13 protein-coding genes are annotated in these 15,233 nt (G+C 31.4%); 8 read left to right on the top strand and 5 right to left on the bottom strand.

What is annotated here, in order from left to right; genetic code table 11:
* Nucleotides 1–517 precede the first annotated feature (517 nt).
* From A5893_RS03440 to A5893_RS03405, 8 genes are all read left to right on the top strand, one after another.
* Complete coding sequence (locus A5893_RS03440) at nucleotides 518–3,367, top strand: TolB-like translocation protein (RefSeq protein ID WP_068821134.1); 2,850 nt, start codon at nucleotides 518–520, stop codon at nucleotides 3,365–3,367.
* A 3-nt stretch (nucleotides 3,368–3,370) separates the two neighbouring features.
* Nucleotides 3,371–3,682, top strand: a complete 312-nt coding sequence (locus tag A5893_RS03435) for a hypothetical protein (protein WP_068821133.1) — start codon at nucleotides 3,371–3,373, stop codon at nucleotides 3,680–3,682.
* Between the two features lie 314 nt (nucleotides 3,683–3,996).
* A complete protein-coding gene (locus A5893_RS03430; protein ID WP_068821132.1) occupies nucleotides 3,997–4,374 on the top strand; it encodes a GxxExxY protein in 378 nt (125 codons plus the stop codon).
* A gap of 259 nt (nucleotides 4,375–4,633) precedes the next feature.
* On the top strand, nucleotides 4,634–5,515 hold the full coding sequence (locus A5893_RS03425) for an NAD(P)-dependent oxidoreductase (RefSeq protein WP_068821131.1): 882 nt from the start codon (nucleotides 4,634–4,636) through the stop codon (nucleotides 5,513–5,515).
* Nucleotides 5,515–6,594 carry an MBL fold metallo-hydrolase gene (locus tag A5893_RS03420; RefSeq protein ID WP_068821130.1) on the top strand — a complete coding sequence of 360 codons (1,080 nt, stop codon included), beginning with the start codon at nucleotides 5,515–5,517 and terminating at the stop codon, nucleotides 6,592–6,594. Before A5893_RS03425 ends, A5893_RS03420 begins: the two co-directional genes overlap by 1 nt.
* A 79-nt stretch (nucleotides 6,595–6,673) precedes the next feature.
* A complete protein-coding gene (locus A5893_RS03415) occupies nucleotides 6,674–7,084 on the top strand; it encodes a DUF4238 domain-containing protein (RefSeq protein WP_082911297.1) in 411 nt (136 codons plus the stop codon).
* An 8-nt stretch (nucleotides 7,085–7,092) separates the two neighbouring features.
* Nucleotides 7,093–7,593 (top strand): hypothetical protein, encoded by a 501-nt coding sequence (locus tag A5893_RS03410; RefSeq protein WP_068821128.1) that lies wholly within the window; start codon nucleotides 7,093–7,095, stop codon nucleotides 7,591–7,593.
* A gap of 260 nt (nucleotides 7,594–7,853) precedes the next feature.
* Entirely contained in the window at nucleotides 7,854–8,720 is an 867-nt protein-coding gene (locus A5893_RS03405) for a hypothetical protein (RefSeq protein WP_068821127.1), read from the top strand.
* A 177-nt stretch (nucleotides 8,721–8,897) separates the two neighbouring features.
* On the opposite strand, the gene A5893_RS03400 is transcribed toward A5893_RS03405, so the two are convergent.
* The 5 genes from A5893_RS03400 to A5893_RS03380 form a co-directional block, all read right to left on the bottom strand.
* Nucleotides 8,898–9,452, bottom strand: a complete 555-nt coding sequence (locus A5893_RS03400; protein ID WP_068821126.1) for an REP-associated tyrosine transposase — start codon at nucleotides 9,450–9,452, stop codon at nucleotides 8,898–8,900.
* Nucleotides 9,453–10,117: 665 nt separating this feature from the next.
* Complete coding sequence (locus A5893_RS03395; RefSeq protein ID WP_068821125.1) at nucleotides 10,118–11,437, bottom strand: paraquat-inducible protein A; 1,320 nt, start codon at nucleotides 11,435–11,437, stop codon at nucleotides 10,118–10,120.
* 47 nt (nucleotides 11,438–11,484) lie between these two features.
* The gene (locus tag A5893_RS03390; RefSeq protein WP_068821124.1) at nucleotides 11,485–12,813 is read right to left on the bottom strand and encodes a paraquat-inducible protein A; all 1,329 of its coding nucleotides are present in this window, start codon (nucleotides 12,811–12,813) and stop codon (nucleotides 11,485–11,487) included.
* Between the two features lie 55 nt (nucleotides 12,814–12,868).
* Complete coding sequence (locus A5893_RS03385) at nucleotides 12,869–13,168, bottom strand: hypothetical protein (protein WP_198342249.1); 300 nt, start codon at nucleotides 13,166–13,168, stop codon at nucleotides 12,869–12,871.
* A gap of 160 nt (nucleotides 13,169–13,328) precedes the next feature.
* Nucleotides 13,329–14,999, bottom strand: a complete 1,671-nt coding sequence (locus A5893_RS03380; protein WP_068821122.1) for a sodium/sugar symporter — start codon at nucleotides 14,997–14,999, stop codon at nucleotides 13,329–13,331.
* Between the last annotated feature and the right edge of the window lie 234 nt (nucleotides 15,000–15,233).

Here is a 15,233-nt window from a genome sequence, read left to right as displayed (position 1 = left end):
ATATAAAAACATATAGAAATTTCGAATTTTTTAGGCTCTAAGCATATATAGTATTTTAAAAAAAATACACTAAGCACTATTTTAATAATAGTTTTACAGTGCCTAATTATTAAATTAACTCTGCTTAATACCTAATATAATATCTTAAGAATTCTAATATATTAATAGAGAAATAACGCCTATTTTCTTAATAATTTAAATCCTGATAATGGTTATTTGTATACAAAATATCAAAATCTCTATTTTAAATTTATAAATTATCTACCTCTTTTTAGCTTGCTTAGTGTGATTTTAATTTGAAAATAATAATTATATTTAACACTGTTTAAATCTTATTGTAGATTGATATTATCAATGATTTAAGTGTGTAAAAACTCAAGATATCAAAGATCATCAACATCATTAAATTTTAATAATACAATTGAAAATCAGTTATTTATAAATTCTACTTAATTTAATAAATCAGTTAATTTGATTTTTAAATATTTAGATAAACTAAAATTTTTAGCAATGCTTTATGTGTAATATTAATATTTCGTTTAAAAAACTAATTTTCAGATACTTATGTATTATCATATCAATAACCACTTCACAATCCTGTTTTTCTCAAATTTTTGATGCTTCACAAAATCCACCTAGTGTAAAATTTAAGCAAATCAACACTCCTCAATTTCAAATCATCTACCCTACCCTATTTGAGAAGGAAGCGCAAAGAATGGCAAATGTATTAACTACTATTATACCTGATGTGGCTAAAAGTCTAGGTCATTTACCAAAGCCTATATCTGTCATTTTACAAACCCAGGGAGTGATATCAAATGCCTTTGTTCAGATGGCGCCAAGAAGAACAGAATTTTACACTATCCCTGGTCAGGAATTTGACGCACAAGATTGGCTGAACAGTTTAGCGGTCCATGAATTAAGACATGTTGTTCAGTTTGATAAGCTGGCTCCAAATTTAACTGCTCCACTTTTTGAAGAATTGAAATTAGCACTGTTTGGGATTAATTTACCGCCCTGGTATTTTGAAGGAGATGCTGTAGGAATTGAGACCGAACTTACCCACGCCGGCCGGGGAAGACAGCCAAATTTTGAACTTGTTTTAAGGGCTAACGAACTTTCAAAAAATCGCTTTAGCTACTCTAAAAATTATCTGGGTTCTTTTAAAGATTACACTCCTGGTTATTATCCTTTAGGTTATTTTATGACCACCAAAATAAGAAGAGATTATGGCCCTCAAATTTTAGATAAAATTTTAGAGCGTATTAAAAATTTTCCAATCCGCCCTTATAATTTTAGCTCCTCTTTAAAAAAGTTTGGAGGCATCGGAACTCATCAACTTTACTTCCAAACCATGACCGAAATGGATTCACTTTGGAAAGGTCAAATTCAAAAATTAGAGCCTGAAAATTACAGTTCGTTAAATAAAGAAATTGGTAAAATTCCGACCTCTTATCTACTTCCATTTTTAACTGAAAATGGTGAGGTTATTTGTATCAAAACATCAAAGGTTGAAGCCTCGAAAATCATCATCATTGATAAAGAAAAAAACGAAAAAAATATCATTAAAATAGGCTATCAAACAGAACCAAATTTGAACTATAAAAATGGTATAATCACTTGGGATGAGTATCGTTCTGACAGCAGATTTGGACAACGTTCTTTCAATGTAATTTGCACTTATAACCTCTCTACAAATACCTATAAACAGCTTACTCATAAAACCAGATTATTCTCTCCTTCATTATCGCCTGATGGCGAAAGAATTATTGCCGTTAATGTAACTGCAGAAAATATCTTTAATTTGATAGAGATAAGTACAGAAACAGGCGAGATTATAAAAACTTATCCAAACCCTCAAAACTTTACTTTACAAACTCCTGGTTTTGATAAAACAGGAGAAAAAATTATTGTTACTGCTGTTAATGAAGCTGGTAAAACTTTGATATTATATCAAAATTATAAACAAGAAGTTTTGCTTCCTCAAGTCACTCAAATCATTTCCAGACCTGTTTTTTATCAAAATAAAATAATTTACAAAGCACATTACAACGGGATTGATAATATTTACTCGCTCAATTTAGATGATAAAAAAATCAATCAAATTACAAATGCACAATTTGGAGCTTACAATCCTTCGGTAAATGAAGAATTGGAAATTTTGCTGTTTAATAATTATAAGTCAAAAGGCTATGATGCTAATTCAATTGATTTAAAAGCTTCTGATACATTTAAGCCTTTTACCCAAGCAAACACATTCGTTAATTATTTTGCCCCAGTTGTAGCTCAGGAAAATAAGCCAAATGTTTTCGATTCCATCCCTAATATTGAATATCCAAGCAAAAAATATAAAGAAGTTGATCATCTTTTTTACTTTCATAGTGCAAGAATTATAAATGAAGCTAATGACTTGACAGATAATAATAACTATGGTTTGGATTTAGTTTCTAATAATAAATTGAATACTGTTGCAAGTTCTTTTGGCTATCGTTACAACAATGCACTTGGCAAAAGTGAGTATAGGGCTTCAATCAGTTATCTAAAATATTATCCACAGATTTCTATTAATTATGAAAACAGAGCAAGATTAGCTTACGCTCAACAATTTGCCGGACCTCTTGTTCAGATAGTACCATTTAATTTTAGAGAGAATTATACTTCACTAAACATAAATTTACCTTTTGCCGCCAATTGGTTAAACAAAAATTTTTACTCGGCTTTTGCCATAGAAACTTATTATAGCGATAGATATGATCTCACCTACATACCCACAAACTTTATTAAAAGCATTAATTTTCCTTTAAAATACAATTTGTCTTTGGGTTTAAATACCAGAACTTCTGAAAGAGATTTAGCGCCTAGATGGGGACAAAATATTAATTTAGCTTATGAACATTTACCATTTGAAAGGGCTTTAAGAGGAAATAATTTAGTTTTTAAATCTTTGTTTTACTTTCCAGGATTTGCCAATAACCACAGTTTAAGTACAAGTTTCAATTGGCAAAAAAATTCTGGTGTTTATCAATTCACTATAGATTTACCCAGGGCGAGTGGTTATGCGAACTTAGCAGGAATTAGAGATTTATCGAATACTTTTTTAGTTGATTATCGTTTCCCAATTGCTTATCCTGATTGGGAAATTGGACCTTTAGCCTATGTGAAAAGAATCAAAGGCGGTTTTTTTGCTGATTTTGAAAACATCGGAAAAGGAAGCGGGTTAAGAACTTATGGAGCCGAGTTGAGAGCCGATATGAATCTACTAAGGTTTTATTTGCCTAATTTTGATTTAGGCGGTAAAATTGCTATACCAAATCATCAAAATACAAAAAGCCCAATATTTGAATTAATTTTAAATTTTAACCTTTAAATCATGAGTTTTAAAACCATTGTAATCATTGTTCTTGCGGTATTAATTACCGTAATATTTATGCAAAACACGGATCAGGTAATGTTTACACTACTTTGGAAAGAGATCTACGTTTCCAAGCTTATCATGATGTTAATTGTAACTGTTTTTGGGTTTATAATTGGTGTGATTGTAGCAAGACCTAAAAGAAAGAACAAAGAAGTTGTTTTAGAAACTAATACCTCGAATGGAAATATAAATTCTGCTGATGATGATTATGTTGACATGAAAAAGAAAAATGATTTGAGTGATGAGGATAGGGATTATATAAATTAGAATCTTTGTTTTTTTGCCACTAATGGCACTAATTAAAACTAATCTGAATGTTTTAAAAGAATTTCACTAATCTGAGTTTTTTGCCATTAATGGCACTAATTAAAACTAATCTGAATGTTTTAAAAGAATTTCATTAAGCTGAATTTTTTTTTGCCACGAATGGCACTAATTAAAACAAATCTGAATATGTTAAAAAATTTCACTAATCTGGGTTGATATTTTTTGTGACGAATTGAACTAAACCTTATGCGTTGGTTTAAAATTTCACTTTTAGGAGTTGATATTTATTGAAATTATAAGCCTAAATTTAATAAATGAGTATTGAGTTAATTTATAAAACGGAAGCTTTTGAGATTATTGGTAAGTGTATGGAAGTTCATAATGCTTTAGGTCATGGATTTTCTGAAATAGTTTATAAAGATGCTTTAGAAATTCCTTTTAATCAGGATGAAATGTTTTGTGAAAGAGAAGTTAAATACGATATTTATTTTAGAGGTATTCAATTAAAACATAAATTTTATGCTGATTTTGTGGTAATGGATAAAATCGTATTAGAAATTAAATCTTGTAATTCTATTATTAACGAACATATTTCTCAAACTATAAATTATCTTAAAGCATCTGGACATCAATTAGTATTATTAATAAACTTTGGAAAAGACAGGTTGGAGTATAAAAGAATAGTTTATTAAAAATTAGCATTAGTAAAGAAGAAATTAGCCAAGAATACACGAATTAACTCTAATAAAACTTATAGATTTAAATTAGTGATATAAAAACTATATAACCATTAGTGAAAATTAGTGCCATTAGTAGCAAAAAATTAAGCCACGAATTAGCATATAAAACCTATCGATTTAGATTAGTGAAATAAAAAAAAATATAAGCATTAGTGAATATTAGTGCATTAGTGGCAAAAACAAAAATTTAATTAGTCGCAAAAACAAAAAAATGAACAAAATAGCATTTATAGGATTAGGAAACATGGGCATTGGAATGGCCCAAAATTTAATTAACGCAGGTTATAAATTAAATGTTTTTATCAGAACCGCATCTAAATCTCAAGAATTGGAAGGCGATTTTGAGCAGTTTCAAACTGTAATCGAAACGGCTGAAGATGCAGATATCATTATTACGATGCTTGCTGAAGATGAGGCTTTAAAAGAGGTGACTTCCAGCAAAACGGGGTTTTTACAGATCATGAAAAAGGACGCCATACATATTAGCATGAGCACCATTGCGCCAGAAACTAGTCGTGAACTTTATGAATTACACCAGGAAAAGGGAACACATTATGTAACTGCTCCCGTTTTTGGGCGACCAAATGCTGCTGCAATTGCTAAGCTTTTTATTTGTACTTCTGGCGATAAAATTATCAAAGAAAAGGTAAAACCAATTTTAGAGATTTTGAGTCAGGGAGTTTATGATTTTGGGGAAGAACCCGGCGCTGCAAATGTGGTGAAATTGGCTGGTAACTTTATGATTATGGCATCTATGGAAACCATGGCAGAAGCCTTTACCTTGGCAGAAAAGCAAGGTTTGGATAGAGAAAAGGTTGCCGAATTTTTTGGTGAAACCGTTTTCAATGCACCCATTTATAAAAATTATGGTACGTTAATCGCAAAAAAACAGTATGAACCGGTTGGCTTTAAAAGCGAGTTGGGCTTCAAAGATGCAAGATTAGCTACTAAAATGGCATTAGATGTAAATATGCCAGCTCCTTTATTAAGTTTGGTTTACAATCGTTTAATGAGCGCTTTGGCAAACGGAAAGTCAGATAGCGATTGGGTAGAAGGAATTTCTGGTGGTGTATCTAAAGACGCAGGAATATAATGGTGATATATATCAGCTTAGCAATTGCAATTATTGCCTTTTTTATACTCACATTTTTAAATTCGTCTGTATTTGGCGCAGAACCTAAATCGGAGCAATTTCTAAAATATCCTAACTATAAAGATGGCGTCTTTTACAATCAATCTTTAACAGAAGTAATGTCGCCGGATGGTTCTTTCATTAAGATATTGAAGGAGTGGATAAATAAACCAAAAGATAACGTACCCAAAAATATCATCCCAATTATTAAAACTGATTTAATCAATTTTAACCCAGGCAATGAGCCAAAAATAATCTGGTTTGGGCATTCTTCTTATTTGATTTACATCGAAGGGAAAAAAATATTAATTGACCCAGTTTTTAACAGAGCTTCTCCAGTTTCATTAATGGGAAAACCTTTTAAAATGAGTGATGAATATACTGCTAATGACTTCCCTGAAATTGATATTTTAGTGATTTCACATGACCATTATGACCATCTTGATTATCAATTTTTTAAAGACATCTTACCAAAAACAAAACAAATCATTACTTCTAAAGGCATTGATGTCCATTTAAAATTATGGGGAGCAACAGAAAATCAGCTAACCAGTTTAAATTGGGATGAATCTGCCTCAATTGAAAATTTTAATTTTACCTGTTTACCAGCAAGACATTTTTCCGGCAGAAAATTTAAAAGAGCAATTTCTTTATGGAGTTCTTTTGCCTTAAAAACCGAAAATTACAACTTGTATTTAGGTGGAGATTCTGGCTTTGATACCCATTTTGAAAAGATAGGAAACGAATACGGACCTTTTGATTTAGCCATTTTAGAATGCGGACAGTACGGCAAATACTGGCCTAAAATTCACATGACACCAGAAGAAACCGTAAAAGCGAGTAAATTGTTAAAGGCAAAAGTTTTGATGCCTGTCCATTGGGCTAAATTTGCCCTTTCCACACATAGCTGGATAGAACCAATTGAAAGAGCAGTTTTAGAAGCGGAAAAAGAAAACGTTTCAATTTTAACTCCTCAAATTGGAGAGACTTTTGGGTTGGGTGGAGAGCAAAATTTTGAGAAGTGGTGGAGGGTTGTTTGATTTTATTTAGCGATTTTTTATATTTTAGGTATACAAAACCCCCGTTATATACAAGTTATCTGCAAGCATTCCCGAATTCATGAATAAATCCAAACGACATCATTACGTTCCTCAATTTTTAATGAGACATTTCACAAATGACAATGGGAAATTATATGTTTATGATAAAATTGAGAATAGATTTTATGAAAGTTCAACCGAAAATTTATTTGTTCAAAAAGATAGGAATACTTTTAAAAATTTAGTTGGAGAAAATGATGATTTTGTTGAAAAAATTTACTCTGAATATGATTCTTACTTTGCTGGAGTTTTAACAGAAATAACAACTAAGAAGATATTTGACGGCAAAATATTAAAGTCTTTAATTTCATTAGCTTACTTGTCCAAATGGCGAGTTAGGCAATATGATGAATCTTTTAAAATGCTAAAGATTTTTTCAGCGTTGATGACCTTGGTCTTGGTTTTAAAGATGAAAATGAAGAAAGATTAAAAATTAATTTGGAAAAAATTTTCAATACCGATATGCATCAAGAATTGAAAAGGATTTTGCTAGCAATGCAACCAATAAGATTTAAAGATGACTTCAAAAATATATTTAACAAAACTTTCTTATTAAACACAAATATCCCTTCTTTTATCAGTGACTGCCCTTTTAACGAAGCAACAATTAACAGCGATTTACTATTTGAAGATTTTGTTTTTCCTGTAATGAAAGATTTAACTTTAATTCATTCAACCAGGATTGATTTAAAAAAAATACAAACATTTATTGATAAAGGAAGTGATGAAAATGTCAACTCTTTTTTAAATGATTTCTCAACAGCTAGAGATATCTCAATGTTAGATTTATGTGAAAGAAATGTAGCATGCGCAGATTTAAAATATTTAGAACATATAGTCGGAAATTACATAAAAGCCAAAGAAAAAAATAACGAAACTCCAATTAATTTGACTGTTTTTAATGTTATCTACAGATTTGAAGAATATGCCAGCAGATAACAGCAAATTTGCGCAAAAATGGCTGACGGTGGTTCAACTTAAGTTTTTCGTTAATTATTTAGTCCGTTGCGGTGCGACAATGGTTCTGCAAGTAATGCCATTTCTGCGCAAATTTTCAAAACGTTATATGTAAGTGTCCCCCCGAACAAAATTTATCATTTAACGAAATAGACATGAATAAATATAAAATTAAGAGTAGCAAATAAGGAATAATGAACTTCACAAAATAAAATTTTAGCTCTATTTTCAATCGACAAATTATGGCAGAACCAAAAGCAAAAACACTACAGCAAAAATTAGGATTTTTTGATGAGGATTTAAAAAAACCGTTACATGATGACATTTTAAAATGGGTTGACCAGAATGCTGAAGAAATAATTTATGGAGTTTATCCGCAATTATTACAGTTTTCAGATTTAAAAATGGAAGAACTTAGGAAAAGATGCACTTCAATTTTAGAAAGTAATACCGAAATAGTAAAATCAAATATTAATAAATTTAAGGAACGAATTCTTTGGCTAGAAAATAGAATCTCTGAATCTAAAGATAAAGTAACAAAAGAACAATACGACTTTCATCAAATCACAATAGATGAATCAGAAAAAGAGATTCTTGTTTTAATGGAAAAAATTTCTACTAGTGAAAAAGCATTAATCGACCTTAATAAAAATTCAATTTTTACAAATGATGTACCTGAAAGAAACAAAATTAAAGTCTTAAGTAGAATATGGGAACTTCCTGTAACTTCACAGTCTATATCCAAAACTTCTGGTTATACTTCGACAAAAAATATTATAGGATTTATCGACATAATGATAAAGTTTTCTTATTCGCAACTTACAGTTTCAGGTATTGATTTTTATAATAAAAGAATAATTAGCGAACTTAAATGGACACAGTCATATAAGAAAGTTGATTACATTTATGGTGGTCCTGACGAGGAAAATGAAGAATGTATATACATCGAAGTTAAAACTAAAATCCCTTCATTAGGAGAATTATTTCGACAAATGAGAATGTATAAGGAATTTATAGTTGGGGATTTCTTAGTAATTTGTCCAGATGATTCCGAACAATCGTTAATCGAAGAACAAGGATTTAAATTTTTGAAATTTAAATCCTTGTAGAAAAGAATGTCTTCAACTTTAACGAAAAAACGAACCCTATCTCGTTTTTGAAAACTCAGGACTCTGTCCGGTATGTTTTACAACCTAATAAGATTTAAGTGACCCCTATCTCGTTTAAGTGTTCCAATAGGATCACTTAAATGCTTTTTGAAAACTCAGGACTCTGTCCGGTAAGATTTAAAACATCTTCTCTATTGGCAATAAACCTTCTTTGTCTTCATGATAATCAGAAGCACTACTGTACTTATAATATTCGGGTTCAAATACTATTCCGGCTCTTGTAGGATTTTGATGGATATAATCTAATTTTTGTTGTATCATTTCTAAGGTTGATAATTCTATAGGATGGTTATCTTGTTGCCAAAATTGATAAACTTTATTGTTTGAGTTTTTTGCTCCTGCCCGTTTAAACATCCAAATCATCCAATCCTTTCTACTCTCTTTACTATTTTCTTCAATAGCTTTAATAATTGTTTTAGCCGTAAATTTTTTCAGGTCTCTTAAAACATCGGCTTGCTTAAACCCTTCTTTACATGCTATAATTAAATTGACATGGTTTGTCATAATTACCCAAGCATATACATTTAACCCTTTTTCTTTGATACAAAACCTTAAACTTTCTACTAAAATTTCTTTATAATCTTCCCTACTAAAAACATCAATCCAGTGTACTACTGCAAACGTTACAAAATGTGCATTTTCATTGTCTCCAAATCTGTAACGTGTTGCCATATTTAAAATTAAAACATTTTTCGAGATTATTGCCTTTAACCGGACAGAGTCCTGAGATTTCTAAATAGATTTAAGTGACCGCTGAAAAGCGAACACTTAAACCAGAGTGGATTACAAAATGTGCATTTTCATTGTCTCCAAATCTATAACGTGTTGCCATCTCTTAAAATTAAAACATTTTAAAATTTTATTCTCTAAACCTAAATAGATTTAAGTGACCGCTGAAAAGCGAACACTTAAACCAGAGAGGTACAACTGCAAATGTTACAAAATGTGCGTTTTCATTGTCTCCAAATCTGTACCGTGTTGCCATCTTTAAAATTAAAACATTTTTAGAGATTATTATCTAAACCCGGACACAGTCCTGAGATTTCTAATAAGATTTAAGTGACCGCTGAAAAGCGAACACTTAAACCAGCGAGGGTATTTAAATTAAAATATTTTTTCGAGATTATTATCTAAACCTAATAAGATTTAAGTGACCGCTGAAATAGCAAAAATTTAAGCTAAAAAGGGTTCTCTTGCGTTAACGATTGAAGCGGCATCCTTTTTTTCTTCTTTCAGAAAAAAAGATATAGTGAAAAGCGTGTAAAAACGCCCAAATAATTATTTCTATAATTCACTAATTCCCACACTAAGAAAATAATAACTTAAACACTATAATCTCAATGCGTATGAGGAGAAATTCGTTTTAGAATATAAGATAGAGTGTAAGCTACCACAACATAACCTACAAATATAAAATAGCCTGGCTGTAGGGAAGTTTGGTTTACGGTATGGGTAACCAAATATTCATTATTAAAATTTAAACCAGTAAGCTGACTTTTCAGAATACCATTTAAGCCAATATAAGTCATGATAATTCCTACTACCATTACATCGGCCATATCCCAATGTCCGGATTGAAACGCTAAGTATCTTATCACTTTATTTTCTGCAAAAGCCGGAGGAGCTACCAAATGTATTCCTCTGGCAATCATCCTTAAAAGCGGAAATATCACTACAAAAACTAACAATAGCACTCCTACAACTATTGCATCTGGCTTAGATTGTTGGATTAATGCAGTAATGACGCCCCACAAACTTTTGCTCTGGAAAAATAGTACTTGATTTACAAATTCTATTTTTTGTCCCATAATTGCGAAGCTTAATGATGCCAATCTGGCTTCAACCTCTATAATAGAAGCTGTAAGACCAACAGTAAGTAGCACAATTGCAAATAATAATGACATCACAAAAAGTATAGTTTGCAGATGAACTTGTTTCCGCATAAAAAACCATAGCGCAAATGCGAGTAAAACGCAGCCTAACATTCCATAGGCATAATTATAGGTTACAGCCCTTATATCAGTTAATTGTCTGTTTATTTCTTTATCATAGGCGGCGGCATCGGTTACATTATATTTTTTAAATAATGCTTTAGTTACCGTTTCAGTAACTACTCCAGTGCTATCATAAGTTTCACTTTCTAGTTTATCTATTCTGCTTGTTGCGATATTTTTTAATCGCTTAACACTAGCCGGGCTACTTACCTTATCTATTATGGTTTTAGCAAAACCCGGAACTAAGGCCTGCAACTCTTTAGGTTCTACAAATTTATTAAATGCAAATTTCTTTAGTTTACTACCGAGGGATTTTTGCGGCTTATTAATCTCATTTACTGTTTTGGTTATCATACCGTGAAGTGCGGTTTCTACCTGTGTTTGTAAAGATTTCTTTTGAGCAGAAGTAATCTTAAAATCCGTTACTTGCCCATTTACAACCGTCGCAATTTTATCTCGCCATTGGTCGATAGAAAAAATACCGAATGTAATATTATTGGACAAGCTGTAATCTTCTTTAATACTTTCTTGCTTTGCAGATAGCGTATGTAAATGATAACCAAAATAGGCTTCACCAAATAGCAGTACACTTAACCCTAAAATGAGAAATATACTTGCTAAGCCAAATTTTTTGGTAGATGTTGATTTTTGTTCGGTACTCAATGTTTTATATTTAATAAATCTTTAACGTTTACGTTTATATAATTCTATTAATGTGCATCATGCGGGGTGATATATTTCAAAATGGTTGAAAGCATTAATCCGTATAAAACAAAACTGATGAAAATAATATAACCCGGTTGTAGTGCTGTATTGTTAGTGGTAATAATGGTTAAAAAATCACTTTTTATGTTGAGGTTGGCCAACTGACTTTCTAACAAACCGTTAAGGCCTATATAAACCATTAAAATTGCAATCACTATTACATCGGCCATGCTCCATTTACCAGATTGAAATGCAAAGTATCTCACAAATTTGCTTTCTGCAATGCTCTTTTTACCCAATAAATGAATACCTGTAGAACTTAATTTTGTAATAGGGAATAAAATACTGAAAACTAATATTAACACACCCACCAAAATCGAATCTATTTCTGGTTGTTTTATTAAAATCTCTACCACATCCAATATACTTTTGCTCTGGAAAAATAGTACCTGATTCTCAAAAACTACATGTTCGCCTAAGAGCACAAAATCTAAAGAACCTATGCGGGCATCAACTTCTATCATGGATGCGGTTAAGCCAACATCTAGTAAAATAAACGCAAATAACAATGACATGATAAACATGATTGCATGTAGTTCGGTACGCTTGCGGATTAGCCACCAAAGCATTAAAACCACAATAATACAAGCAAGCATTGCAAAACAGTAATAATAAGTGCTGGCTTTTATGTTTTCCAGAGATTTTAAAAGTTTAACGTTTAATTGATCTGAAGTTTTTACCTGATATTTATTATATAAAATATTGGTAGTAGAATCATTTGCGGTTAATGTGCTATCAATATAAGCGTTAGTTTTCTCCACTTCATTAAACTTGCTCATCGCCAAAGTGCTAATCTGATTTTTATTAGCAGAATTATTGATTTTTGCAATCATAGCTCTTGCAAAAGATGGTACCTGAGATTTTATGGTATCCATATCAACAAACTTTTTTATCGCTAGTTTTCTTATTTTGCCTTTAAAAGTTTGTGGTTTTTTTTCTATTAAAGCTTCTGCCTGATCTATTAGCGCATAAATAACCTCTTCCACCTCAGTTTGAAGTTGCCTTTTTTCATATTTATTTAATGAAAAATTACGTACCTGTTTATTTAGGATACCTGATATTTTATCACGCCATTGTTCTGCAGAGAATAAACCAAAGGTGATATTATTGACATTTGTATAATCAGTTTTTATTTCTTCCTGCTGTTTTGATAATTCGTGTAAACGAAAACCAAAATAGCCTTCGGCAACTAGTAAAGCTGCTAAACCAAATATTAATATTAATTTAAATACCAAGGATTTTTTGGGCGGGCGGGGGTTTTCTTTTGGCTGCAATTTGCTCGTCTTTAGTGTTTTGATCTAATAAATCTACGAAAGTTATTAAAATTTATTAGTGTTTAGGCGCATTCTTAAGACTTGCTTTTGTAACATAAACTTTCTTTCCTTTAGCATCAACCCAGTAATAATGATCGTATTTATTGATGTAAACAGTCTGTCCATTTGCACTAACCTTACCATCGTACTTTTTATCGGCTACAACTGCTGTTCCTTTTACAGCAACTTGAGCTGTTTTATTTCCAACTTTATTAATGGTTTTACCAACTTTCCCTTCTGTAGAAGTTTTTGTTTGGGCCATAGTTTGTAACGATAACAGCATGGCTGGAACCATTAAAAATTTTACAATCTTCATCATTTTAAGATATTATATAGATTTATTAGTTTAAGTTTCAAGTAATTTTCATTAGCTAAAATGATGCCGTATTATTAGAACAATTTACGCAATCAACTGAAATAAAAAAGCTAGTCTAACTTATGTTAAACTAGCTTTAAACTATTTAAATAATAGCTATCTACCAGAAGACTGTGTAAAGAGCCACTAAAACACCAATAATTAAAACGGCACCAACCGTAAAGCCTGCATTTGGTTTAAACATGCTTGAATCAACCTCTAAACCTTTTGGATTTGGGCTGTTCTTATATTCCAATCTGCTGATTAAAATCATCCCAATTACCGCAAATGCAAATACAAATCCCATTCTGTCTAAGAAAGGAATTTCATAAACGCCATTTACAGGGACAGCAAAACCGGTTGAATATAGGAAGGATAAATCCATCCATCCTGGTAAAAATTTAAGCACTATAGAAAGTATGAAACCTCCAATGGTTGCAAATAAAGCCGCCGAGGATGTTGTACGTTTCCAAAAGAAGCCTAATATAAACATGGCAAAAATACCAGGAGAAACAAAACCAGTATATTCCTGGATAAATTTAAATCCGCCCTTTTCAATCCCTAAAAAAGGAGAGATGATAACTGCTAAAAGCATGGCTACCACTACGGTTATTTTACCCGTAAGCACTAAACTCTTTTCTGAAGCATCTTTATTAAAAACCTTTTTGTAAACATCAAGTGTGAAAATAGTAGCAATACTATTTGCTTTACCGGCTAAAGAAGCTACCACGGCTGCAGTTAATGCTGCAAAAGACAAGCCTTTTAATCCACTAGGTAATAAATTTAATAATACCGGATATGCTCTATCGGCTTGTACGTTTCCGTTCACCAACATTTCTGTACTAAATACCTCTTGCTTATATAATAGATAAGCAGCTATACCAGGTAAAACTACAATAACTGGCATTAATAATTTTAAGAAAGCGGCAAATAAAATTCCCCCTCTAGCCGTTTTTAAATCGGCTCCTAAAGCTCTTTGAGTAATGTATTGATTACATCCCCAATAATTTAAGTTTACTATCCACATTCCACCAATCAGTACAGTTAAGCCTGGAAGCTCTACGTAATTTTCATTGGTTTTATCAAAAATCATATGAAAGTGATCGCCAGCTTGCGATGTCAGGAGATTGAAACCTGAAACCACACCTGATTGTCCGTAATGATCTGCTACTAAATTTAAAGCTAAATAAGTAGTAGCTAAACCTCCTAATATTAAAAAGAATACCTGGATAACATCCGTATATCCAATAACTTTCATTCCTCCTAAAGTAATGATGATCGCAAAAACTGCCATCCCTACCATACAAACTGTAAAGTTTATACCTGAAATGCTACTAACAGCAATTGCACCTAAGAAAAGGATAGAAGTTAAATTAACAATTACATATAAAAGCAACCAAAATACAGCCATGATCATTGCTACAGTTTCATTATAGCGCTGACTCAAGAACTGAGGCATGGTAAAAATTTTGTTCTTAAGATAAACCGGAATAAAGAATACGGCTACAATAATTAAAGTAATAGCTGCCATCCACTCATAAGTTGCAATGGCTAACCCCAATTGGAAACCAGAACCGCTCATCCCGATAAATTGCTCGGCAGAAATGTTAGATGCAATTAATGAAGCTCCAATTGCCCACCAAGTTAAAGATCCCTCTGCCAGGAAATAATCCTTAGAATCGCTTTTTACACTTTTCTTTTTGCGATAAATCCAAAAGCCATAGCCTGCAACAATGATGAAATAGGTGAGGAATACTACAATATCCGCAACCGAAAGTGATTCTGTTTTCATTTATTTATAAGTGGTTAAGGTGCAGATTTAAATTACTATTGGAGCAATTATAAATCTTAAATTAATTTCGTTTGAGATGCAATTTAAGAGGTTACATTCAGATTACAAAATCACTTTCTATAAATAAGTGTATATAATACAATAAGTTACCCAATAATTTATATATAAAACACTATAAATCATTTCATTAAATATTTAAAAATAAATTGCTTATAACACTTTGAAAAAACAAAA

This window comes from Pedobacter psychrophilus (assembly GCF_001652725.1).
Lineage (GTDB): Bacteria > Bacteroidota > Bacteroidia > Sphingobacteriales > Sphingobacteriaceae > Pseudopedobacter > Pseudopedobacter psychrophilus.
This window is presented reverse-complemented; position numbering and strand designations above follow the sequence as displayed.